The organism is Pseudoalteromonas sp. SWN166 (assembly GCF_015864485.1).
In the GTDB taxonomy this organism is placed as follows: Bacteria; Pseudomonadota; Gammaproteobacteria; order Enterobacterales; family Alteromonadaceae; genus Pseudoalteromonas.
This window is the reverse complement of the sequence record NZ_JADYXB010000014.1, coordinates 1-24957: the sequence shown is the minus strand read 5'-3', so window position 1 is coordinate 24957 and position 24957 is coordinate 1. Positions and strand designations below refer to the sequence as shown.

17 protein-coding genes and 1 tRNA gene are annotated in these 24957 nt (G+C 39.0%); 7 read left to right on the top strand and 11 right to left on the bottom strand.

The window, feature by feature from the left end:
• Positions 1-9 precede the first annotated feature (9 nt).
• Positions 10-792, bottom strand: a complete 783-nt coding sequence (locus tag I6F49_RS10370; protein WP_197180270.1) for a DUF481 domain-containing protein — start codon at positions 790-792, stop codon at positions 10-12.
• A gap of 187 nt (positions 793-979) precedes the next feature.
• Positions 980-1798 carry a mechanosensitive ion channel family protein gene (locus tag I6F49_RS10365; RefSeq protein ID WP_166419771.1) on the bottom strand — a complete coding sequence of 273 codons (819 nt, stop codon included), beginning with the start codon at positions 1796-1798 and terminating at the stop codon, positions 980-982.
• Between the two features lie 285 nt (positions 1799-2083).
• Here I6F49_RS10365 and I6F49_RS10360 point away from each other — a divergent pair.
• The 7 genes from I6F49_RS10360 to I6F49_RS10330 all read left to right on the top strand — a co-directional run bounded on the left by I6F49_RS10360 (position 2084) and on the right by I6F49_RS10330 (position 16396).
• A tRNA-His gene (locus tag I6F49_RS10360) sits at positions 2084-2159 on the top strand.
• Positions 2160-2479: 320 nt separating this feature from the next.
• Positions 2480-3805, top strand: a complete 1326-nt coding sequence (locus I6F49_RS10355; RefSeq protein WP_197180268.1) for a surface lipoprotein assembly modifier — start codon at positions 2480-2482, stop codon at positions 3803-3805.
• Positions 3806-3817: 12 nt separating this feature from the next.
• A complete protein-coding gene (locus I6F49_RS10350) occupies positions 3818-4939 on the top strand; it encodes a FecR family protein (RefSeq protein WP_165728148.1) in 1122 nt (373 codons plus the stop codon).
• 39 nt (positions 4940-4978) lie between these two features.
• Positions 4979-11680: an Ig-like domain-containing protein gene (locus I6F49_RS10345; protein WP_197180266.1), complete on the top strand. Its 6702-nt coding sequence runs from the start codon at positions 4979-4981 to the stop codon at positions 11678-11680.
• Between the two features lie 9 nt (positions 11681-11689).
• Positions 11690-12523: an MBL fold metallo-hydrolase gene (locus I6F49_RS10340; RefSeq protein WP_024593754.1), complete on the top strand. Its 834-nt coding sequence runs from the start codon at positions 11690-11692 to the stop codon at positions 12521-12523.
• A gap of 128 nt (positions 12524-12651) precedes the next feature.
• Positions 12652-14763, top strand: a complete 2112-nt coding sequence (locus I6F49_RS20570; protein WP_331460629.1) for a CHASE2 domain-containing protein — start codon at positions 12652-12654, stop codon at positions 14761-14763.
• Positions 14735-16396, top strand: coding sequence for an HD domain-containing phosphohydrolase (locus I6F49_RS10330; RefSeq protein ID WP_121953548.1), 1662 nt, complete (start codon positions 14735-14737; stop codon positions 16394-16396). The genes I6F49_RS20570 and I6F49_RS10330 overlap by 29 nt, the downstream gene beginning before the upstream one ends.
• Positions 16397-16684: 288 nt before the next feature.
• Here I6F49_RS10330 and I6F49_RS10325 read toward each other — a convergent pair whose 3' ends face one another.
• From I6F49_RS10325 to trmJ, 9 genes are all read right to left on the bottom strand, one after another.
• A complete protein-coding gene (locus I6F49_RS10325) occupies positions 16685-18112 on the bottom strand; it encodes an NAD-dependent succinate-semialdehyde dehydrogenase (protein WP_166419765.1) in 1428 nt (475 codons plus the stop codon).
• Between the two features lie 248 nt (positions 18113-18360).
• Positions 18361-18699 (bottom strand): ISC system 2Fe-2S type ferredoxin, encoded by a 339-nt coding sequence (gene fdx, locus I6F49_RS10320; protein ID WP_165735300.1) that lies wholly within the window; start codon positions 18697-18699, stop codon positions 18361-18363.
• An 11-nt stretch (positions 18700-18710) separates the two neighbouring features.
• Positions 18711-20573 carry a Fe-S protein assembly chaperone HscA gene (hscA, locus tag I6F49_RS10315; protein WP_166419764.1) on the bottom strand — a complete coding sequence of 621 codons (1863 nt, stop codon included), beginning with the start codon at positions 20571-20573 and terminating at the stop codon, positions 18711-18713.
• A 41-nt stretch (positions 20574-20614) separates the two neighbouring features.
• Complete coding sequence (gene hscB / locus I6F49_RS10310; RefSeq protein WP_166419763.1) at positions 20615-21142, bottom strand: co-chaperone HscB; 528 nt, start codon at positions 21140-21142, stop codon at positions 20615-20617.
• Between the two features lie 95 nt (positions 21143-21237).
• Positions 21238-21561, bottom strand: a complete 324-nt coding sequence (gene iscA, locus I6F49_RS10305) for an iron-sulfur cluster assembly protein IscA (RefSeq protein ID WP_007377674.1) — start codon at positions 21559-21561, stop codon at positions 21238-21240.
• A gap of 12 nt (positions 21562-21573) precedes the next feature.
• Positions 21574-21957: a Fe-S cluster assembly scaffold IscU gene (gene iscU, locus I6F49_RS10300; protein WP_002958426.1), complete on the bottom strand. Its 384-nt coding sequence runs from the start codon at positions 21955-21957 to the stop codon at positions 21574-21576.
• A gap of 41 nt (positions 21958-21998) precedes the next feature.
• Positions 21999-23216, bottom strand: a complete 1218-nt coding sequence (locus I6F49_RS10295; protein ID WP_002958425.1) for an IscS subfamily cysteine desulfurase — start codon at positions 23214-23216, stop codon at positions 21999-22001.
• A 24-nt stretch (positions 23217-23240) separates the two neighbouring features.
• On the bottom strand, positions 23241-23732 hold the full coding sequence (gene iscR / locus I6F49_RS10290) for a Fe-S cluster assembly transcriptional regulator IscR (RefSeq protein ID WP_002958424.1): 492 nt from the start codon (positions 23730-23732) through the stop codon (positions 23241-23243).
• 236 nt (positions 23733-23968) lie between these two features.
• On the bottom strand, positions 23969-24694 hold the full coding sequence (gene trmJ / locus I6F49_RS10285) for a tRNA (cytosine(32)/uridine(32)-2'-O)-methyltransferase TrmJ (RefSeq protein WP_197180264.1): 726 nt from the start codon (positions 24692-24694) through the stop codon (positions 23969-23971).
• Positions 24695-24957 lie beyond the last annotated feature (263 nt).

The window sequence follows — 24957 nt, the reverse complement described above, 5'->3', positions numbered from 1 at the left end:
TTGCATTGGTTAAAAACTGTAAACCAACGTGAATGACGTTTCAGTATCTGTACTTTCTTTATCATCAGCAACATCTGAGTTGTTGGTAACATTAAAAGCAACTTTCATTTGTAACGAGCCGTTTATTTTTGCAAGTAATGCAGTTTCTGAACGAGTTTTAGTGTTTGTATCACCGTACTCAACAGCAACTAATTGCGTAAAACGTGCGCTCTCAGAAATTTGCCAGTTGTAATCTAATTTACCTAAGGCAATTACTTCACCTTCAAATTCACCAGCAAGAGAGTTACCATTATCATCAACTTCAGAGCTGTCATCTGGATATTCAAAGTATTTATAACCAGGACCTACTTCAGCATTTAACCACATGGTTTTTTCGTTTAGTAAACGTAAACCGTAACCAGCAGAAATTACTGACTCACTTCTATACGCTCCAAAATAATCTGAAACGTGTGAACCATAAATGAATAAATGAGAATGATCTTCATTTAATTTGTAATTGCCTTGCGCAGAAATTGAGTACTTTTCATTAGTACGCTGCTTGTTTTTGTCGCCATTCGCATCTTCAACTTCATCTTCTTTATAGATGCCGTCTAGTTTGTATTCGTTGTTCCAGTTTTCAAGATTGTGCTGAACTTTAATACCACCTTTAAGTGTGGTTGTTTCTGTATTACCGCTTGTGATAATAGCACCAAGCTCACTGGTAACTTCCCACGTTTTTTGGTCTGCGTCTGCAGCAAATGCGTTAGTTGCAGCAGAGGCTGCAACTAAAATTGATAAAAGCTTTAATTTCATTAAAAAATAACCTTTGTATAAAATGTGTATCTATTTTATTAAATCGCTACTTGTTAGAGCAAGCAAAACAACTCATTAATTACATTAAAATTTTCATGTAGAAAATTCCACATGAAAATTTTATATTTTTAAGTTGCTTTACTACTGCAACAATTAAAACGAGCTTTAATTAAATAGGTATTTAAAATTAGTCTTGCTTGTGAAAATGAACATCCATTTGTGGAAACGGGATAGCAATATTAGCTTCGTCTAATGCAATTTTAATGTTTTCCATTAGAGACCAGTATGTTGGCCAGTAATCAGCAGCGTTAACCCAAGGGCGAACAACAAAGTTTACGCTAGAATCACCTAACTCATTTACAGCTACAGTATAAGCTGGATCTTTAAGTATGCGTGTTTCTGCATCTAATACAGACTTCAATACTTCTTTAGCTTGACGTAAATCAGCATCGTAACCAACACCAATAACTAAGTCGATACGACGAGTAGACTCTCGCGAGAAGTTTGTAATAGCACCTGACATTATTTGAGAGTTAGGTACGATGATTACTTTGTTATCTGGAGTACGTAGTTCAGTTGAGAAAATTTCGATTTTCTTAACGGTACCCATTTTATTACCAGCTTCAACAAAGTCACCTGATTTGAATGGGCGAAGTAAAATAATTAGTACGCCTGACGCAAAGTTAGATAATGAACCTTGTAACGCTAAACCAACAGCTAAGCCGGCAGCACCTAAAATAGCAATGAATGATGTTGTTTCAATGCCAATTTGCGAAAGCGCCATTAAAATGGTTACTGCGAACACAAGAGTGAACACGATGCTAGCAACAAAAGATCCAACTGCCTTATCTACTTTCTTCTTAGCAAAACCTTTTTCGGTTAAGTTAGAACAAAACTTAGCAACACGACTACCAATTAAAAAGATAACAAGCGCAATAGCAGCTTGTATACCGTAGTGTAAGATTAGGCCTGAGTTATCGTTAAGCCAATTAAGTACTGAATCCATATTTACTCCAAATGTTTTTTATTAAGCGTTTTCGGACATTATTATACATTAATTTACAATTTATTCTCATGAAATAATGAATTAATACTATTAAACACAACTTAATTCGATTTTTTAGAGGCGATTCTGTGCCAAATATACAGCTTGGTATGGATAAATATTAATTGCCCAATGCTGATTACATTTGCATAGTTTAAATTATTTTAATTTATTTCACTTTTGGGCTTCACAACATTTAATATTTTATGTATTATGCGCGCCACACCAAACATGGTGTGTGTAGTGGCGGTTGTAGCTCAGTTGGTAGAGCCCCGGATTGTGATTCCGGTTGTCGCGGGTTCAAGCCCCGTCAATCGCCCCACTTTTTCTCCTAGTAATACCCTTTATTTATATTTCAATAATCTCCCTAAATTATCTTTTTATATCCTATACAGCATATTTAACCTTTGTTATCCAAATTAATTACTATTTTAAGCTAAAGCAGTTTATCAGCAACCTCTTCTGTTTTAATAAGTTTAATTTGAAGATTTATTAAACAATTGTTTAGCCTAAATTAAATAACATTTATTTAACCAATGTGATTACATTGGCTGTACTTAAGTACAAAAAGTGCTAAATTTCTAGTACATACATCTCTTTTTATACAAAACATCAAACTTCTACTGGGATATAAAATTAAGCATGATTAAACAGGTTTTAAGAAATTTACTGTGTAGTTGTTTAGCTGTAATGAGCTTTAACTCATTGGCTCAAAGCAATGATGAATATAATAAGCTACTGATTGAACTTCAAAAATTAGTTTCTGAAAAAAAATATACTCAGGCTTATCAAAAAAGTAATAGTGAATACCAGTACCTGGGTGAACCCGTATACGATTTTTTACTAGGGGTCTCTGCGCTTAAAACAGGAAATGCGGCGCCAGCTGTATTTGCCTTTGAACGCGTGGTTGAAAACAACCCTAGATGGTATGAAGCTCGCTTGTACTTAGTTCGTGCTTATTTAACCGTTAATAATTTACCTGCTGCCGATACTCAAGCTTTAATACTGATTAACTCACCTAATACACCTAATAACATAAAGTCTTCAGCACAGTCGTTATTTGATGCAACCACACTTAAAAAACAAGAAGCTAGGCGTTCTTATAAGCAAAATATTGAGCTTGCCCTTGGCGTTGATGGCAACGTAAATGCGGGTACGGCAGAAGATACAATTATAATTCCTAACCTTGGTGAATTTTTATTATCGCCAGAAAGTAAAAGTACGCAAGACAACTATGCGCGACTAAATTATAGAGGAAAGTACTCCCACCCTATAGATCAAAAGAGTTTAATCACTTTGAGTGTTAATACTGGGTGGTACAAGTTTGCAGAACTCAGCCAATACGATCGTATAAACGCGCACATTAATGCTGCTTATCAATATAAACAAAATGACATAAGTTGGTTTGCACAAGTATCGACGACTCCATTACTGCTTGATGGCGATCTTTATCGTACTGAATCAGCTTTAACAGCAGGTGCTAATTATAAGTTGAATAAACAAGTTAATTTATTTAGCTCTGCGACTGCTGGTGTTTTGAATAATAGGTTTGATGAAAAGCTCGATAATTCGTTTTATGCATTAAATGCAGGAGCTAGCTATGCAACTAAGCAATGGTTTCAAAGTTTAAGCGTTAACGCCAAAAACGAAAAAGCCGATATTACTCAAGGCGAATTTAATAGCCGAAATATTACTAGCTTGTACTACCAAGTGAACACTCAGTTGGCTCAACATTGGCAGTTGTTATCTCTTGCTGGATACCAATGGATTAATTATAAAGATGATCACCCTTTATTTTTACAAGAACGTGCCGATAACCTCTTTATGTTCTCAACTTCTGTTCGCTACTTAGTTAATCGTGATTTAGCAATACAGTTGGCTGCCAACTATCAAGATAAATCCAGTAATATTTCTTTATTCGAATATGACCGTTTAGATATCAATTTAAGCGCTTCTTACTCATTTTAATTTAAGGTATTTATGAAACATTTACTCCCTGTAATTACCACTTTACTTTGTGTAAGTTTTTATACACAAGCAAATGATCCCGCTGGTAAAACTATTTTAGCGCGAGGCTCTGTACTAGCGGTTGATGGAAGCTCTGAACAACAACGGCAGTTGCAGCGCAGAGATACCGTTTTTGGTGTAGATCGCATTACGACTGGAGAGAAAAGCAAAGCGCAATTTTCAATGTCGGATGGTGGTTTAATCGCTTTAAAAGAAAATTCAGAACTAAATATTGCTAACTATGAATTTGATGATAATACCCAACAAGGTTCTGCTTCTATTGAGTTACTTAAAGGTGGTTTGCGCTCTATTTCGGGTGTGATTAAAAAAAATGGCGGCTCTTATAGTGTAAAAACCCCCGTTGGCTCTATTGGTATACGTGGAACACATTTTGAAGTTCAGCTCGTTGAAGGCAATGTGTTTTTAGCTGTATGGGATGGCGCAATAGATCTAACACTCGAAAATAATAGTGTGGTTTCTTTGGGTGATAACGAGGCATTTTCGTTTGCACAAATTACAGCCTCTGGTGAAGTATTAAAAACGACGCGTGCGGCACGTGTGTTTGATCAAAATATAGTAACGATCGACCCTAAAGATGACAACGAAGAAGAGACTGAACAAGCATCTGTAACTGAAGTTGAAGTAAATGCTTTTGAAGCAGATACAGATACTATGGATATATATTCTGAACAACAATTTCAAACAGTTAGCAGCGCATCTTTAGTCGATCAAATAGCTCAGCGCCAAGGTGTATTTAACTATGAAGCATCAAGCTTTAATGTAAATTCGAGTGTGGGTGCTGTTACTGACTTTGCTATGACTATGGCTGTTGATTTTGATAATGGCACAGTGCCTGATGGCGAAATTAGTTTTAATGACGCGGGCGGAAATTGGTATGCGGCTTACAGCGGTTTAATAAATTTAAGCGAACTTGACTTAGCCGTTACATTTGCATCCCATGGCAACAATAAAGCCGAGGGCGATGTTGATGCAATATTTTTGAATGACTTAGACAATATTACTGGCAACTTTAATCTTAACGAAATAAATAATCCTGATGTAAATGCTAGCGGTTCTTTTAAATTAGAACCATAAACACATTGGATACAAAGCTTTTATTATGGAGTATTTAAAATGACAGCAAAAAATATATTTTTGCTTGGTTCTATGGTGTTTTTGTTAAGTGCCTGTGGAGGCTCAGAAGAAAGCCCTGCTCAAGAGACAATACAATCACCTACGGCTGAAGTAGTACCGCCAACGGTGACTAGCTATATAAATTTGGCTGGTGTTATAGCGAGCAATCAAACCAAGAATACAAAAGTTTTAGGTGCTGTCACTTCAAGTAGAGGAGTAGTTGGATCAAGCATAGCTAATACACGCGCTAATATTGTTTTTTCACAAACAAACGAAACTGTGCAAGGCAACGTTTCTTTTTTACTTGAAGCTTCGGATACTGATGGCATTGCTGAAGTTAATTTAGTGCTCCCTAGTGTTAATAAAAGCATATCACTGTGTTCTTCTGATTGTGGTTTTGACTACGAAAAATCAATTATAGGCCTCAGCCCTGCACTTTATGGCGTAACTCCAGGAGAGATACGCCTAGAAATATGGATAACTGACACTTTAAATAATCAAGTCCTTGCTGATGCAATTACTTTTAACTGGCAACCATATCAAATTGAAGGTGTTACAGCTCAGCGAGACGAAGATAATATTAATCTTTCGTGGCAAGCAAACCCCGAACTTAATCGTTATAACGTTTATATTGCAACTCAAGCTGGAGTTTCATCTACTAATATTAATGAATTAGAAAACGGGCAACAATTTTTAAGTATTCAAGATACTGCATTAAGCATTACCGAGTCACTTACAGATAAAAGTTATCAAGTACTTATTACCGGTATTGATGGCAGTGGTGAAAGTGGCTTTGCTAATATAATAAACATAGCACCAGTGGGTGGAGAGCTTGCATTTGCACCAGAAGCTAATGCCGATCAGTTTCAGATAAATGAAGATCAAACTCTGCAAGGCAACGTTCTAACAAATGATACGAATCAATACAGTGGCGATTTACGTGTAAATGCAGATGCATTAATTCTACCGCAGCATGGCACCATTGATATAAATGAAAATGGGGATTTTACTTATATCCCTATTGCAAACTTTAATGGTGAAGATGCCTTTAGCTATCAAGTTGCTAACGAGCTAGGTATGACAGATACCGCAGTTGTAGAGATAACCATTTTAGCTGTTAACGACGCCCCTATTGCGCTTGATAATACTTATAACATTACAAACAATGGAACCTTAGTTGTCCTATCGCCTGGCTTACTTATTAACGATAGCGATATTGATTTAGATAACTTAACTGTTGATACAACGCCTGTTAGCGAACCGACAAGAGGACAATTAACCCTTTTTGATAATGGTAGCTTTGAATACCAAGGCGAGCAGAACATGCAAGGCCAAGACAGCTTTCAGTATAGAGTTGTTGATGCACAAGGTGCTCAGGCTATTGCAAATGTAACTATTGTAAGCTCAAACACTAACGTAGCCCCTGTAACAAAAAATGATAGCTATAGTTTAAGCGAAGATGAAACACTTGTGGTTACAGCAGCCAATGGTGTGCTTAGTAACGATACTGACCCAAATAATGACAGTTTTTCAGTTGATGAAACATTTATTGTGGCACCAACACATGGCCAACTATTATTAGCAATTGATGGCAGCTTTAGTTATGTGCCGGATGCTAATTTTAATGGTGTTGATCAATTTCGATATCAAGCTATAGACTCATTAGGTGCAACCTCTACAGCCACAGTAACTTTAGTAATAAACAGCGAACCCGATAGCCCTGTCGCACAAAATGATGCCTATCAATTTAGTAAAAATAAACTATTTGAAGTAACAGTACAAAATGGCTTATTAATTAACGATTTTAATATTGAGGCTGGCGATTTATCAGTTAACACCACGGCAATCAATGCAACTCAAAATGGCGAGCTTATATTAAAAGTTGATGGCTCATTTACCTACCAGCCAGACTTAGGTTTTATTGGTGTAGATAGCTTTACTTATTCAATTTCAAATGAGCAAGGCTTAACTGCAACAGCTCAAGTAACATTAAGTGAAAGCGGCGTTAATACTTTTCCAGAAGCCAATAACGATCAATTTACGTTAGACGAAGACAGCTCTGCATCTTTATTAGACGTGCTAGCTAACGACACTGATGCAGATGGCGATACGATTAGTATTTCGAACATAGAAGATATTGCTGGAGAAGCGACTATTGTCGCCGGAAAAATACAGTTTACTCCACCAGCAAACTTTTCAGGTGAGATAGTACTAACTTACACCATTACGGATGGCTATAGTACTGGTAATGAAGGTATAAACGACAGAACAGCAAGTGTGACGATTACCGTGACACCCGTTAATGATGCCCCTACTGCAACTACTGATTCAGCAACGATGAACGAAGATGCTCCTGCGTTATTAGTTAACGTACTAGCTAACGACTCCGACATTGATGGCGATACTCTTACAATAACAGCTGCTACTGCAGATATAGGTTCTGCATCTGTTGTTGATAATAAAATCCAATACACGCCTGCTGCTAATACAAATGGAACAGCAATTATTAGCTACACAATAAGTGATGGTAATGGCGGTACTGCAACTACAAACTTATCAATAATTATTACTCCTGTAAACGATACTCCTATTGCAAACGCAGACTCAGCGACAGTAGATGAAGATGCAGCGCCAATACTAATAAACGTATTGGCAAATGACTCTGACGTGGATGGTGATAGCCTCACTATCAGTGCTGCCTCGGCAAATACTGGTTCAGTCGCAGTGGTTGGCAATCAAATTCAATATACACCGGCAGCCGACGACAACGGCGTAGCAACAGTTACTTATACTGTAAGCGATAGCAGCGGTGGTACCAGTACAACAACGTTAACTATCACTATTAACTCCGTAAACGATGCCCCAATAGCAAACGCCGATTCGGCTACCATGGCTGAAGATGCAGCGCCAATACTAATAAACGTATTGGCAAATGACTCAGACGTGGATGGCGATAGCCTCACTATCAGTGCTGCCTCGGCAGATACGGGTTCGGTCTCAGTAGTTGGCAATCAAATTCAATATACACCGGCAGCCGACAGCAATGGCTTAGCAACAGTTACTTATACCGTTAGTGATAATAATGGTGAAACAGATAATACCACGGTCACTATTACTATAACTGCAGTGAACGATACACCTGTTGCCAATAACGATACTGCTACTATGGCTGAAGATGCAGCGCCAATACTGATAAACGTATTAGCCAATGACTCAGATGAAGACGGCGACAGCCTGGTGATCAGTGCAGTCTCAGCTGATATTGGCTCAGCCTCAGTAGTTGGCAATCAAATTCAATACACACCGGCAGCTGATAGCAATGGCTTAGCAACAGTTACTTATACCGCTAGTGATAATAATGGTGGAACAAATACTGCCACGGTCGCTATTACGATAACTGCCGTGAATGATGTACCTGTTGCCAATAACGATACCGCTACTATGGCTGAAAATGCAGCGCCAATACTGATAAACGTATTAGAAAATGACTCAGATGTAGATGGCGACAGCCTGGCGATCAGTGCAGCATCAGCTGATATTGGCTCAGTCTCAGTAGTTGGCAATCAAATTCAATACACACCGGCAGCCGATAGCAACGGCTTAGCAACAGTTACCTATACTGTTAGTGATAATAATGGTGGAACGAATACTGCCACGCTCGCTATTACGATAACTGCCGTGAATGATGCACCTGTTGCCAATAACGATACCGCGACCATGGCTGAAGATGCAGCACCAATACTGATAAACGTATTAGCAAATGATACTGACTCTGATGGAGACAGCTTGGTGATCTCTTCAGCCTCAGCTGATATTGGCTCGGTCTCAGTGGTTGGCAATCAAATTCAATATACGCCTGAAGCCAATACCAATGGACTTGCCACGATAACTTATACGATTAGTGATAATAATGGCGGAACCAATACAGCCACAGTGGCCATTACCGTAACTGGTGTTAACGATGCACCTGTAGCATCGGTTCAAAGTTTTAGTATTAATGAAAATGCTACCGATGGCGACATCATAGGGACTGTTAGCGCGTCAGATATTGAGAACCAGACTTTAACTTATAGTTTAACTGGCGGTAACACTGCTTTATTTAAAATTAATAGTAGCTCTGGTGTTTTATCAACCGCAGGTGAAAGCCCATTTGATTTTGAAACAACTAATCAATATATCTTAAATGTCACTATAACTGATGATGGCACACCTAATGAAAGTTCAAACGTTAACATAACCGTTAATATTACTGATGAAATTGAGCTTCTTATTCCAACTGAAGATGTGACATTTGGCCGCCTGATTACAGGTGAGCTTGATCTTTCAAACATTTTTTCTGGAGGTGAGTTTAAAGACAGTATTGAGCTTAATGGCAACCTTTATTTTGTTGGTTTTGTTGATGGCGACGATAAAGATATTATTGTTGTGTCTTACACCAACGCTGGCATAACAAATAATGCTTTTAATAGTAATGGAATAAAAATATTAGATTTAGATGATGATGAAGAAGCCACAGCTATTATTTCTGACGGTACAGATCTCTTTATTGCTTATTCTAGTTTTGACGGCACAAATACTGAAGCCTGCTTATTGGAAATGAATACTGCTGGCGTTGTAAGTACTGACTCTGGTGAGAATGATTCAGGAGTTCGCTGTACTTCACAAGCGAGTACTCTTGTTATTAATGACCTTGAAATTGATGACGATAAAATACTGGCTGTAGGTAAACGCTTTGATGGCACTCAAAACGATAGTCTATGGATACATTATAAAAAATCAGATCTAGATTTTGAGAACTCTACTCCAGCTATTGTCGATGTTAGCGGCGCTAATCGAGATGATGAAGGCTTTGCAGTTAAGAACTTTGATGATTCAGATTACTTAGTGGTTGGGAGTGTTACCAATGCAGAGGGAACAAAAGACTCTCTACTTCGTTATTTAAAATCTGATGGCGATAATGACAATAACTTTAATGGTGGCGCAGCACTAACAATTGATATATCTGATAATGATAAAGACGACGAACTTTTTGCTGTAGGCGGAGTTGTTGATTCTGAATTTACTGCCTTTGCAGGTGGATATGTAACAAGAAACAGCGGTGAAAAAGAAACTGTAATATTAGCTATTAATAAAAATGGGGAACTAATCACCACCTTTGGTGATGCTGGTATAGCAATTTATGATATTGATGGTAATGGTGGAAATGGTGGAAATGGTAATGGCGGCGCTAAAATTACAGGTATTAAACACGAGCCTAGTAACAATGGCATTAGTTTGTCGGGGACGACTGGCGTATCAGCCTCAGAAAAATTATTTTCAGCACGGATTAATAATGAAGGTACTTTAGATAGTGCCTATGGCACCTCCGGCATTAATATAATTGATGGTATAAGTGGTAAGCAATTTGCCAACACTTTAGCTATCGACTCTAATTACACTCTTTGGGTAGCTGGTGTTAATGATGATTCAAATACAAAACCGTTTATTGCAGCAATAGACAGTCAAGCCACATTATTTAGTAACTTTGAAACGAATGGTTACTTTACCCTTAATAATTTAGTAGATGCGACAAACGACGAATCAATGCACGTTTTACAACTTAGCAATGACCCTCATGCCGGTAAGTATATTCTTGCATCAACGGCTAAATCGGACTCAATTACTAAGTTAGTACTAACACGCTTTACGAGTGCGGGTGATATCGATACTAGCTTTAGCGAAAGTGGCCATAAAGAAATTGCCATAGATTTGAGTAAGTCGCGCGTCGCTTTAACCGAGCAAAGCGACGGCAATTTAGTTATTACAGGCTCTAAAAATAGTGAAAATGGTGAAGCGGGCTTTGTAGCTAAAGTTGATCAGTCTGGTAATTTAGACACTTCATTTGCAACAGACGGTGTATACACAACCTCTGTCAGTGGCGCAGAATTGGTAAACCTGACAGGTATTGCACTTGATAATAGCGGTAACATTATTACTGTTGGGTCAATCGTAATAAGTGGCACTCCTAGCCCAATCGTTATAATGTTGACGCCAGAAGGTACCCTTGAGCCTAACTTTGGCACTGGCGGAAGTATCATAGGCTCAGCTTTTGAGTACTATAACCGTGTACATACCGACAATGCGGATATTTTCATTGGCGGTAAGGCAGTATTAAGTGGCACTTCAAAGCTAATCGCATTGAAGTTAAGCTCAAATGGTACTGAAGTCTTTAAATATGTAGGTGAAGAAACCACAGATACCAACAATAAAATAGCGCAGATTTTAACTGACACAACGGGTAAGTTATATTTAATAGCAAACCTTATTGATTCGCCAAATAAAGCCAATGTTATTAGGTTGCTCGTTACGGGTGCGCTTGATACTAGCTTTGCCGTAAATGGTGTCGGTGAATATACTTTGGCGTCAAGCGGTAACACTGAGCTAAGTGGTGCAGCGCTCGATAGTAGCAATCAACTTATTTTAGCCGGCATGGCTAACAATAAAGGAATGTTAGCGCGTATTTTAACTGACGGTACTTTAGATAATACGTTTGGAGCCAGTGGTGCCGGATTTTATGAAGCAAGCCAATGTACCAGTACACATGTATTTACTTCAATCATCTTACAAAATGACACCCAAGTTGTTGTAAGCAGCACCTGTAATGACACTAACTCTAACAATGTTAGTATTTCTAAATTCAATTTTGTAGAAGATGGAGCTTAGCCTTAAATTATGAAAGTTGAATTTTTTGGTGTTAGAGGCTCAATGGCTTCAGCAGGAAGTAATACACACATTTTTGGAGGAAATACCTCATGTGTGTACATCGAACAAAATAATGGCAAAGATCTCATTTTAGACTCTGGTACCGGTATTGTAGAGCTCGGTACACGTTTACTAGAAACACAAAGTCCTATCAATATTTTGCTAACGCATAACCATTGGGACCATATTCAAGGGTTTCCTTTTTTTAAACCTATTTACCAACCCAACCGCGATATAACTATTACTGTGGGTAACGTTGATGATAAAAAAAGCCAAGATGCCATATTAAAGCAAATGAGTGGTTCGTACTTTCCGGTGTGTTATCAAGATTTACCTGCCAGCATTACGCTTAATACTGATTTATCGTCTCAAAAGCAATTTACACTTAATGATTTTTTGGTTTCGACTGCTCCACTAAATCACCCTGGTGGTGGTACTGCTTATTGTATTAAAGCAGATGAAAAAAAGGTGGCTTACGTTACCGACAATGAGCTAAATCCGCCAGAAAAAGCAAACACAAGTATTAGCGAATGGGTCAACTTTATTGAAGGCGCTGATTTACTAATTCATGATGCTCAATTTATAGATGCAGACTTGCCTCTTAAACATGGTTGGGGGCATAGCACCATAGATCAGGTGGCTGAGCTTGCTATAAAAGCGAGTATTAAAAATGTGGTTATTATTAGCCACGATCCATCAAGAACCGATGAACAGTTATTGGCTATAGAAAAATATTTACACACGCAGTACGCTCAACAGGTAAAAATAGAGTGCGGCCGAGAAGGACGAGTTTTTGATTTTTAGTCTATCAAGGAGCGTTACTCATTAGCTCCTTAAAACCAATTACTTCAAAGCACTTTTTCATTGGCGCTGTTATTACATTATTAATTGCATCAATAGAGCTATTTTCAACTGGGTCGCTTGCAAAGTTAGTGAACCGCGTAGAAGGTATAATATACGACTCTCGGTTGTTACTAACACTTTCAGAGACGCCTAGGCGTATTGATGAAACCGTTGTAATAATTGATATCGATGAAAAGAGCATGCAAGAACAAGGACGCTTTCCTTGGAGTCGCTCAAAAGTAGCCGACCTTGTTACAAAGCTTACTGATGCAGGTGTTATTGTTATTGCATTCGATATATTTTTTTCTGAACAGGAAGAAAACCCTGTTACAAAAATTATGTCTGAAATTCCTGATTTATCAAAAAAGTACACCATCCCCTTTGCTGAAATTACTAAACAAGTCGATGCAGACACAAAACTAGCAAGCGCATTATCTAAAAATGATACTGTTCTTGGTTTTTTATTAATTGATGAACAACTCACTAATCAAAACCTGCCAGCTAAAAGCAGTGTTGTGTGGGCAAATGCGGATCATACTAATTCACAGATAAACCAGTTTCCTGGTGCTATTGTAAATATCCCTCAGTTACAAAATGCTACAACGGGCACCGGTTTTATCAATGCACATAGCGATGAAGATGGCTTTATACGTAAAGCAGCTCTTATAAATCGAGTTGGCAATAAGCTCTACCCTTCTTTAGCACTTGAAGTTGCTCGACTTTATACCCTTGCTGAAAACATAGAAACCCGTTCCAATATATTAGATGGTATAACCTTATTCGAAGGTATAAAGTTTCAAGATAAGTGGATTCAAACTGATGAATATGGGCAAATATTAATTCCTTACAAAGGGCGTGCACATAGCTTCCCTTATTATTCGGCTACCGATATTTTGACCAAAAAAATTGGTTTAGAGGAATTAGAAGGCACAGTAGCCTTTATTGGCACATCGGCAATTGGACTCGCTGATTTAAGATCAACACCTGTTGGTTTACAGTATCCCGGTGTGGAGGTTCATGCCAATATATTTGAAGGATTAATGCACCCAGAGCTACTGCCATCTAAACCTAATTGGTCACTGGGAGCAAGTTTACTCATCATTGCATTAACGGGTAGCGTACTGTCGTTTTTTAGCCACGGTAAGAGCGCACGTTTTATTATAATTTTGTCTCTTACAGTCACAAGTGTCGTTATATTTTTAAACGTTTATTTATGGTCAGTGCAAAAAATTAGTTTATCTTTATTAATGCCCCTTTTACTCATCATTATATTAGCGGGTTATTACATCATTGTTGGTTCTATCGCTGAAATGAAACATAGCCGAAAAATAAAATCTATGTTTGACCAATATATGCCTCCTGAGCGTATAAATCAGATGATACTACAGGGCAAAAGTTTATCTCAAAAAAGTGAGCGAAAAAATATGACGGTGTTGTTTGCCGACATTCGTAGTTTCACTTCAGTATCAGAAAGTATGTCGCCTCATCAGTTAAGTGAATATTTAAACGAATATCTTACGGCTATTACCAAAATCATATTTGATCATAACGGAACTATTGATAAGTACGTAGGCGATATGGTGATGGCATTTTGGAATGCTCCACTAAAAGATGAAAACCACGCTCGCCATGGTGTTGAAGCCGCAATGGGTATGATTAACGGGTTAACGCAAGTAAATCAGTTATTTGCAGAAAACAATCAGCCTGCAATAAAAATTGGTATCGGTTTAAGTACTGGCGATATGAATGTAGGTGATATGGGTTCGGTTTACCGTAAAGCCTATACAGTTCTTGGTGATACTGTTAATTTAGGTGCTAGAGTAGAAAGCTTGACCAAATTTTATGGCGTAGCTATTCTTGTTACAGAAGAAACGATGAAGGAATGCCCTCATATTTCATTTCGTTTAATAGATAAAGTGCAAGTTGTCGGAAAAACAACGGCTGTACTGTTGTTTGAGCCTATAAATTTTACAGATAAGCTCGATGAAGAACAGTTAAATGAAGTTAAAAAATCACAGCAGGCCATGACGCTTTTTTATAATAAAAACTGGCCACAAGCGCTTAGCTTATTTAAAGAACTACACAACACGACCGTATTTAGCTCTGACGTTTATACCATTTTTATCGAACGTATTAAGGGCACTGATTTGCAAACACTAGCTAAGGATTGGAATGGTGCCTTCAAACATACTAAAAAGTAGTAAACATATGCGACAGCACATTAAAGACAAAACAAACCTTCAGCATTTTATCGATATTAGTATTAGGCTAACAACAGAAAAAAACTCGTCTAAGTTACTTGATGAAATACTGCAAGTTGTGATGTCGATAGCAAATTCTGATGCTGGCAGCATTTACTCTATTACCCCAAACAAACAACTCAAGTTTGAAACGGTAATAAATAAGTCATTAAATCTTTATTTAGGTGGCACTTTAGGGAGCCCTGTAGATTTTCCTAATATAGATCTTTTTATTGATGGCAAACCAAACGAAACCGCTATTGTTGCCCACTCTGCAAATTCTGGCGAAGTGATTAACATTCCTGACGTGTATGATGCCCTGCCTTTTGATATGAGCGCAGCTCGCAAAATGGACGCACGCACGGGTTATCGTTCTGAGTCCATGCTAACAATTCCTTTAAAAGATCATGAAGATGACATTATTGGTGTAATCCAGCTTATAAATGTAAAAGATGCGCAAAATAAAAACATTCCTTTTAGTGAAGAGCTTGTCACTCTAATTCGATCTTTTGCCTCTTTAGGCGCTATTTCACTAACTAACTCAACACTAATTAAGGGAATGGAAGATCTTTTTTCGACCTTTGCTGAAACAATTGCGATGGCAATAGATGAAAAGTCTCCTCATACCGGTGGCCATTGTAAACGAGTGCCAGCACTCACGTTAATGCTAGCTGATGCCGTACATGATATAAATAAAGGCCCTTTGGCTTCATTTTCGATGAGTGAGGCCGACCGGCATGAACTTGATATAGCAGGCTGGTTACATGACTGTGGGAAAATCGCGACTCCCGATCACATTATGGAAAAGTCGACAAAACTAGAAACTATTTTTGATCGAATAAAATATGTAGATGCTAAATTTGAAATAATTAGCCGAGATTTAAAAATAGCGTATCAGCAAAAAATCATCTGTGCGATGAAGCTGCAAAAACCTATCGAGGTTCAACAATTTGAACGCCTACTTGATACCGAGCTTAAACAGTTGGCATTAGACCGTGCATTATTACAGCGTGTGAATGTAGGGGGCGAGTTTTTAGGTGATGCAGAACTTGAGCACATTGAACGCATTGCAAACAAATACCAACTCGTTATAAATGATATTAATACACCATTGCTCTCAGCTGATGAAGTTGAAAACTTAACAATACGAAGAGGCACGTTAACCGAAGCCGAACGTGAAGTAATGAAACGTCATATGGATGTAACTAAAAATATTTTAGATGCCCTGCCGTTCCCTAAACACTTAAGCAATGTGACTGAATATGCTTTAGGTCATCATGAAAAACTTGACGGTACTGGTTACCCAAGAGGTTTAACCAAAGAGCAAATGTCGGTGCCTGCAAGGTTAATGGCTATTACGGATATTTTTGAAGCGCTATCTGCGGTAGACAGGCCCTACAAAAAAGCAAAACCGGTCAGTGAGTGTTTATTTATTTTAGGGTCAATGGTTGCTAAAAACCATCTTGATGCTGACATTTTTGCTATTTTTATTGAGTCGCAAGTCTATAAAAATTATATCAATGAATATGCTAACCCAGAGCAGCTAGATGAGATAGATTTTGATAACTTACCCGGTTACACACCTATAAGTTAGCACCTATAAGCCATGCCTTTATTCAAAATGCGCTTATTACAGCCTATACCTATCCAAACAAAAAAATGCCACCTTACGGTGGCATTTACACACGGGGTTATTTCTACTTATAGAAATCCTTTTACTTTTTATTTGTTTTTTTATGTTGTTTTATTAACAAAAAATATGTTCCCAAAGGTAGCATTTAGCGCTTTGGGTAGCAACAGTAAAAGGTAAAGTTCATATATCTGCCATATTAACGTCATAAAAAAGCGCGAAGTAAATTCGCGCTCGTATACTTAACTGCCGTTATATTTTAATACAAACGTATTTTTCTTCTAGGTACTCATCCAGCCCTTGATGCCCACCTTCTCGGCCCAAACCAGATTGTTTAACGCCACCGAAAGGCGCTACTGGGTTTGATATAACACCTTCGTTTACACCTACCATACCAAATTCAAGCCCTTCACTAATTCGGTAAATTTGCTTAATATTTTGGCTGTAAAAGTAGGCTGCCAGACCAAATGGTACATCGTTAGCAAGTGCAAGCACTTCACTTTCTTCATCAAAAGGAATAACCGTTAATACTGGACCAAATACTTCTTCGTGGTAAATATCCATCTCTGTCGTTACGTTGTTTACTATTAATGGGTTTTGAAAGCTGCCACCTAAGTCACTATTATCGCCAATCAACGTAGCACCTTTATCGAGTGCGTCTTGTACTAACTGTTGTACTTTATCTTTGGCTTTAGGGTAAATGAGTGGGCCAATATCAACATCGTCTTCAAAACCATTTGCCACTTTTAGCGCTGCAACCTTAGGCGTGATTTTTGACAGTACTTTGTCGAGAATATTACGCTGTATAAAGATACGGTTTGCAGCAACACATGCCTGCCCACTATTTCTAAATTTAGCCGCCATTAGCCCTTCTACAGCTTCATCTAAATCTGCATTATCAAAAATGATAAAAGGCGCATTGCCGCCAAGCTCCATCGAGGTGCGTTTAATTGTGTCTGCACATTGAGATAGCAACTGCTTACCTACACCGGTAGAGCCGGTAAATGTAAACTTACGCACGACTTCTGAGTCAGTCAGCATTTTACCTACTGTTTTGGCATCTTGTGAAACCAGTACATTAAATGCACCTTTAACAAAACCAGCTTGATCGGCCAAATAAGCAAGTGCGATAGCGCATAGTGGCGTATGTTCAGAAGGTTTAAGTATAAAGCTACAGCCCGCAGCGTAAGCTGGAGCTACTTTACGAGTAACCATAGCAACAGGGAAGTTCCACGGCGTAATACCAGCTACAACACCGACAGGCTGCTTAAAGCTAGTTAAACGATGCGAGTCATCTGTTGGCGGAATTACATCTCCGTAACTACGTTTGGCTTCTTCTGCAAACCATTTGATAAAACCTGCACCGTAATCAATTTCACCAAGGGATTCTTTAAGTGGTTTGCCTTGCTCTTTAGTCATTAGCTCTGCAAGTGTTTGCTTGTGCTTTATAACTAGCTCATACCAGCGCATTAACGTTTCGCTTCGCTGCGTTGCATTCGCCGTTTTTAGTTTTACAAAGGCACCTTGTGCGGCGGTTATTGCATTATTTACGCCTTGCTCGTCTATGTCACTTACATCTACGATACTTTTTTCGGTCGCGGGATCGTTAACGCTAAAGCGCGTATCAGTTTTATAAAATTCGCCGTTAATAAATGAGTCAGAAAAAATAAGATTACTCAAAATACACCTCCGAAATAAATTTTAGGGGTTAGGTTCAACCCGTAGCAGCGGGTTTACCCCGCGTTTATATAATCTGAAAAATACGTAATCATTTTTGAGATAAAACCTAAAATTAGTAAAATTTAGCTTAAAACGTTTGAGATTTAAAAAACGCGACATAAAGTCGCTGCTACATGTTTATGAATGGTTTTTTGAAACAAAAAAGCCGCTGTATCAAACAGCGGCTTTTAAAAATACATCGTTAAAAACTAGTGCTCTTCATTAACGATATTGAGATTGTACTTAGGTATTTCAACCACTAGGTCTTCATCTCTTATAATTGCTTGGCAACCAAGGCGTGACTCAGGCTCTAAACCCCATGCTTTATCTAGCATGTCATCTTCTAGCTCATCACTCTCTTGTAGTGAATCAAATCCTTCACGAATCACTAAATGACACGTAGTACATGCACACGACTTTTCGCAGGCATGTGCAATACTAATGCCATTTTTAAGTGCAGCGTCGAGTACTGTTTGGCCTGCAGGGGCTTCAATTGCAGCGCCGTCAGGACATAATTCAGGATGTGGAAGAAAAACAATTTGTGGCATTCTAATCTCTCTTAAATGTTGTCTACTGACTGCCCTGTAAGGGCCTTTTTAATTGATGCATCCATTCTACGCGATGCAAAGTCGCTACTCGCATTATCGACTTTTTCGATAGCTGCTTTAATTTCGCCAGGCTCTTGTGCATTTTCGCGCACTTTTACCAGTTCTGCAATTTCAGCGCGTAAGTTAGCAAGTTGCATATCGTCAAGTAATGCAGCATCGGCTGCAAGTGATGCATTAAGCGCTTCTATTACGCGTAACGCTTCTACTTGTTGCTCTTTAAGCATACGTGCTTGCATGTCGCCTTTAGCGTTGCTCATTGACTCTTTTAGCATGTTAGCTACTTGGTCGTCAGATAAACCAAACGAAGGCTTAACTTGAATTTCAGCTTGTACGCCTGTTGATTTTTCCATAGCTGAAACACTTAATAGGCCATCAGCATCAACTTTAAAGGTTACACGAATATGCGCAGCACCTGCCGCCATTGGTGGAATACCTTTTAAGCTAAACTTAGCAAGCGATCGACAATCATCAACAAGCTCACGCTCACCTTGCAGCACATGTAATGACATAGCTGTTTGGCCGTCTTTAAACGTCGTAAATTCTTGCGCGCGTGCTACCGGAATTGTTGTATTACGCGGAATGATTTTTTCAACCAAACCACCCATAGTTTCAAGGCCTAGCGATAACGGTAATACATCAAGCAATAGCATGTCAGAATCGGGCTTATTGCCAATTAACACGTCGGCTTGAAGCGCAGCACCTAGGGCTACAACACGATCAGGGTCGATTGAAGTTAGCGGCTCTTTATCAAAAAAGCTTTGTACTTGGCTACGTACCAGTGGCATACGGGTTGAACCGCCTACCATAATAACTTGCAGTACTTCGTCGTTTTCTATGCCAGCATCTTTTACAGCACGACGACACGAACGCAGTGTTTTTTTAACGAGAGGCATAGCCATTTCATCAAACGTTTCGCGTGTTACTTCTACTGTGTATTTTTTATCGTCAAACTCAAGACCCACGTTTACTTTAGCGTATTGGCTTAATGCTTCTTTACACGCTTTTGCTTTATTGATGAATAAACGTAAAACTGAAGGTGACAACGCTGACACACCAGTTTGCTGCTTAAAGTAATCAACAAGTAGTGAGTCAAAGTCATCACCACCGAGACTTGAGTCGCCGCCAGTTGCCATTACTTCAAATACACCTTGGTGTAATCTAAGTACTGATATATCAAATGTACCACCGCCTAAATCGTAAACAGCAATAATACCTTCTTGGCCAGAATCTAAACCATAAGCAACGGCTGCTGCTGTTGGCTCATTTAATAAACGTAGTACGTTAATACCAGCCAGCTCTGCGGCATCTTTAGTACTTTGGCGCTGTGCGTCATCAAAGTACGCTGGTACTGTGATTACAGCCCCTAAAATTTCTTGGTTGCCAAAACTTTGCTCAGCTCGTGCTTTTAATGCAGCTAAAATATGGCTTGATGCTTTAATTGGACTGATTTTACCTGCCGCAGTTTCTATTGCTAGCGCACCATTGTGCTCACAGAACTCATACGGTAGTTGCCCATAACTTTTCTCTATTTCAGCCTGAGTTTTACCTAAAAAACGCTTAACCGAAATAAGTGTATTAGCAGGGTCTTGCGTTGCGGCTTGTGCAGCCTCTGCGCCAACAGTAATACCGCCTGCTTGATAACGAACAACCGACGGTAACATAGCCGCGCCAAGATCATCAGTTAACGTGCGGGCTTCGCCACTTTGTACTGTTGCAACCAATGAATTAGTTGTACCAAGGTCAATACCAATAGCTAGTTTATGTTCGTGTGGTGCCGCGCTCTGCCCCGGCTCAGCAATTTGCAATAATGCCATAATGCTCTTTAAACTCGTGTTGCTCGCTTTGCAGCAAGTAATTAATCGTCAAATAAACTGTCTTCAATGCGCTCTAGTTCGTCACGTAATTTATAAACAAATTTCAGTTTACGAATATTGTCTGCGGCAAGTTGATATTGCTGCTCATCGTTACTTGCTAGTTGCTCGGCAAGTTGTGCACTGTACTGCGCGTTTAGTTGCTTAATTTGTTTTTCAAAATTTGCAATCGCAGTATCAGGATCGCTCGACGATGCTAACTCTTCAAGCTCTTCGCGAAGTTCCATTTGCTGCATTAAAAACATTGGATCTTGCAAGGTTTGCTGCTCTGCACGAATATCAACGCCTAGCTCGCTCAACATATATTCAGCACGCTTTACTGGGTGCTTTAATATTTGTAGCGCATCGTTAATTTCGGCGGCGCTTTGCACAGCCATTAACTTATCGCGACTGCTCGCATTGGCGTGGCGATCGGGATGCACAGTACGTTGTAATTCTAAGTAGTGCTTATTAACTGTTACCAAATCAATATTGTAGTCAACTGGTATTGCAAATAACTCAAAATAGCGCATAACTTCAACCAATAAAATTCAGAAATTAATTTCAAAAATAACAAAGCCCTACATTAACTGGCAGGGCTTATTTATACTACAAAGATCTTTAAAGCTTAAACGGTAAAGCTTTCGCCACAACCACACTCATCTGCTTGATTAGGGTTTCTAAATTTAAACCCTTCATTTAAGCCTTCTTTAGTGTAGTCGAGCTCTGTGCCATCGATGTAGACTAAGCTTTTAGCGTCAACAATTAATGTGACACCTTTAGCCGCAAAAGTTTCATCGTCTTCGTTTAAATCGTCAACAAACTCAAGTACATAAGCAAGACCTGAACAGCCCGTCGTTTTAATGCCAACGCGCAGGCCTAAACCTTTACCGCGGTTTGCTAAAAATGATTGTACGCGGTTTGCTGCCGCATCTGTCAATGTCACTGCCATGAGTTTCTCTTCTTACTTCGCTTGTTTGCTTTTGTAGTCTGCAATTGCTGCTTGAATTGCATCTTCGGCTAAAATTGAACAGTGAATTTTCACTGGTGGTAATTCTAGCTCTGCACTGATATCAGTGTTTTTAATTGTTGCTGCTTCGTCTAGCGTTTTGCCTTTAACCCACTCTGTTACAAGTGAAGATGAAGCAATTGCGCTACCACAACCGTAGGTTTTGAATTTTGCATCTTCAATAACGCCAGTGGCAGATACTTTGATTTGCAATTTCATTACGTCACCACATGCTGGTGCGCCTACCATACCCGTTGCCACTGACGGATCGTTCTTATCTAGAGTACCTACGTTACGTGGGTTTTCTACGTGGTCGATTACTTTATCACTATAAGCCATTATTCTATCCTCATTACCTGCTAGGGTATGTGCTCACACTATTAGTGGTGAGCCCATTCAACTGAATCTAAATCAATACCTTCTTGATGCATTTCCCATAAAGGAGACATCTCACGTAGGCGACCGATAGAGTTTTTCATTAATTCGACGGTATAATCAATCTCTTCTTCGGTAGTAAAGCGACCAATACTAAAACGAATTGAGCTGTGTGCTAATTCGTCGTTACGGCCAAGTGCACGTAATACATAAGAAGGCTCTAAGCTTGCAGATGTACAGGCTGAACCTGACGATACTGCAATGTCTTTTACTGCCATAAGTAACGACTCACCTTCAACAAAGTTAAAGCTGATGTTTACAATGCCAGGTACTGATTGGTCTTGTGTGCCGTTAAAGTATACTTCGTCCATATCAGCCATAATGCCGTCGATTAAACGATTACGTAATGCGCTGATGTGTGCGTGATCTTTTTCAAAGTCTTGCTTAGCAATTTTAAACGCAGTACCCATACCCACTAATTGGTGAGTAGCTAGAGTACCTGAACGCATACCACGTTCATGTCCGCCACCGTGCATTTGCGCTTCAAGGCGAGCACGTGGTTTACGACGAACGTAAAGTGCACCAACACCTTTAGGGCCATACACTTTATGTGCAGAGAACGACATAAAATCAACTTTAAGCTGTTGCACGTCGATTAGTACTTTACCCGCGCTTTGCGCTGCATCTACGTGGAACATAATTTTACGTTCGCGACACATTTCGCCAATAGTTGCGATATCTTGAATTACACCTAGCTCGTTATTAACGTGCATGATGCTGACAAGTACTGTGTCGTCACGCATTGTGTCGGCAAGTTTTTGCAGATCAAGTAGGCCGTTTTCTTCAACGTCCATGTATGTTACTTCAAAACCTTGACGCTCAAGCTCACGACATGTGTCGATTACTGCTTTATGCTCAGTTTTAGCGGTAATTACGTGCTTACCTTTTTTCTTGTAAAACTGTGCTGCACCTTTAATAGCAAGGTTATTTGATTCAGTTGCACCCGAAGTGAAAACAATTTCACGTGGGTCTGCATTAATTAAATCAGCAATATCTGTACGCGCTTGGTCAACAGCTTCTTCTGCTTGCCAACCAAAACGGTGTGAGCGTGACGCAGGATTACCAAACTTACCGTCCATTGTTAGGCATTGCATCATTTCTTTAGCAACACGTTCGTCAACAGGCGTGGTCGCTGCGTAATCTAAATAAATCGGTAACTTCATTTCTCTCTCCGCTGCAGGTCAACCTTAAAGTTGACAGCTTACTTGAATGTTTTCCAACTGCTTAATTGCATTATTGATACTGTTATCTTGGCGCGATGCTATTTCTTTCACATCTGATTTTTCCACCAATTCAGCAAGGGTAATATTATTCAAAAATTCTTCTATGCGTGCGCTTAAGTCTGACCACAAGTTATGTGTTAGACAGCGCATACCACTCTGACAGCCGGTATCGGCACCTTGGCAACGTGTTGCATCGACCGATTCGTCTACGGCGCTAATAATATCGCCAACAGAGATAACGCCCGCTTCACGTCCTAGTAAATAACCACCACCAGGTCCACGAACAGAACTTACTAGGCCATTTTTACGTAAACGAGCAAATAATTGTTCAAGGTAAGACAAAGAAATTTCTTGTCTTTGTGAAATATCAGCAAGGGCTACAGGACCTACACCTGTGTGTAGTGCAACATCCAGCATAGCTGTAACGGCATATCTGCCTTTTGATGTTAACTTCATAACGCCCCCTGCACAAAAGAGTGCAAATTTTAATTACCAGAGTAAATTAGTCAAGTATTATCACTTGATAAAAATTTGATTTAGAAACTCTTACTTTTAAATTGTAGAGTTAACAAATTTTTAATACCTGACCTCTTTGGTCAAGTATTACAGCCATTGTAATTACCTGAGTATTTTAGTCAAGTATTAGCTAGTTATTTACCCTTTAGTTTTTATAACTAATAGCTATACCTAAGTTACTTAGGGATAGCTTTATTAATTGAAGTAAGAATACCGCGTAAAATATTCATTTCGGCATCTTCAGGGTGGGCGCGGTTGAACAAACGACGTAATTTAGTCATAACTAAACCAGGGTGTTGTTTGATGATAAAACCGGTTTTTAAAAGCGTATCTTCAAGGTGATCATAAAACAGCTCTGTTTGCTTTGAACTTGGGTAAACTGCGTCGTCTTCTTCAACCTTTTTAGGTTGTTGATTCAAAAAGGCCATACGCGTTTCGTAACTAAGCGTTTGTACGGCCATTGCTAAATTAAGCGAGCTGTACTCTGGATTAGCAGGAATACATACATGGTAATTACAAAGCTGTAATTCTTCATTAGTTAAACCACTGTTTTCACGACCAAATACTAAAGCTACAGGACCATTTACGGCTTCAGCAACGAGCTTTTCACCACATTCACGTGGCTCAACCATTGGCCATGAAAGCGTACGAGAGCGCGCGCTTGTGCCAATCGTTAATGTACAGTCGGCAATAGCTTCTTCAACAGTACCTACAATAACTGCGTTACCTAAAACATCAGTTGCACCGGCAGCAAGTGCACTGGCTTGGCTATCGATTTCGCAGGCAGGATCAACTAAATAAAGCTTTGATAAACCCATGGTTTTCATGGCGCGAGCCGCCGAACCAATATTGCCGGAATGTGATGTGTTAACTAAAACAATGCGAATATCATCTAAGATCATTACTGTGCTACTTTGCTATGCCAAAAAATTGCGCAAATTCTAACATGAAAATGTAATAAGATCCTAGATTCTAAAGGCTAGATCCTAAGATCAAACCCAATATAACGATTCTTACATAGATAAGTTGTCGCTGAAATCAAAGTGTAGTGGTACAGTAATTTTGGCCACCCATTAAGAAAGAAATGTTATGCTAATAAGCATACAAATTTGGGTGAAAAAATGACGAAATTAAAACGCGCAACGTATTCTGCAGCAATAAAATT

Bases quoted from the DNA above. Each gene is read 5' to 3' on its own strand.
- I6F49_RS10370 (WP_197180270.1), bottom strand. From the start codon at position 792: ATGAAATTAAAGCTTTTATCAATTTTAGTTGCAGCCTCTGCTGCAACT.
- I6F49_RS10365 (WP_166419771.1), bottom strand. From the start codon at position 1,798: ATGGATTCAGTACTTAATTGGCTTAACGATAACTCAGGCCTAATCTTA.
- I6F49_RS10355 (WP_197180268.1), top strand. From the start codon at position 2,480: ATGATTAAACAGGTTTTAAGAAATTTACTGTGTAGTTGTTTAGCTGTA.
- I6F49_RS10350 (WP_165728148.1), top strand. From the start codon at position 3,818: ATGAAACATTTACTCCCTGTAATTACCACTTTACTTTGTGTAAGTTTT.
- I6F49_RS10345 (WP_197180266.1), top strand. From the start codon at position 4,979: ATGACAGCAAAAAATATATTTTTGCTTGGTTCTATGGTGTTTTTGTTA.
- I6F49_RS10340 (WP_024593754.1), top strand. From the start codon at position 11,690: ATGAAAGTTGAATTTTTTGGTGTTAGAGGCTCAATGGCTTCAGCAGGA.
- I6F49_RS10330 (WP_121953548.1), top strand. From the start codon at position 14,735: ATGGTGCCTTCAAACATACTAAAAAGTAGTAAACATATGCGACAGCAC.
- fdx (WP_165735300.1), bottom strand. From the start codon at position 18,699: ATGCCACAAATTGTTTTTCTTCCACATCCTGAATTATGTCCTGACGGC.
- hscA (WP_166419764.1), bottom strand. From the start codon at position 20,573: ATGGCATTATTGCAAATTGCTGAGCCGGGGCAGAGCGCGGCACCACAC.
- hscB (WP_166419763.1), bottom strand. From the start codon at position 21,142: ATGCGCTATTTTGAGTTATTTGCAATACCAGTTGACTACAATATTGAT.
- iscA (WP_007377674.1), bottom strand. From the start codon at position 21,561: ATGGCAGTGACATTGACAGATGCGGCAGCAAACCGCGTACAATCATTT.
- iscU (WP_002958426.1), bottom strand. From the start codon at position 21,957: ATGGCTTATAGTGATAAAGTAATCGACCACGTAGAAAACCCACGTAAC.
- I6F49_RS10295 (WP_002958425.1), bottom strand. From the start codon at position 23,216: ATGAAGTTACCGATTTATTTAGATTACGCAGCGACCACGCCTGTTGAC.
- iscR (WP_002958424.1), bottom strand. From the start codon at position 23,732: ATGAAGTTAACATCAAAAGGCAGATATGCCGTTACAGCTATGCTGGAT.
- trmJ (WP_197180264.1), bottom strand. From the start codon at position 24,694: ATGATCTTAGATGATATTCGCATTGTTTTAGTTAACACATCACATTCC.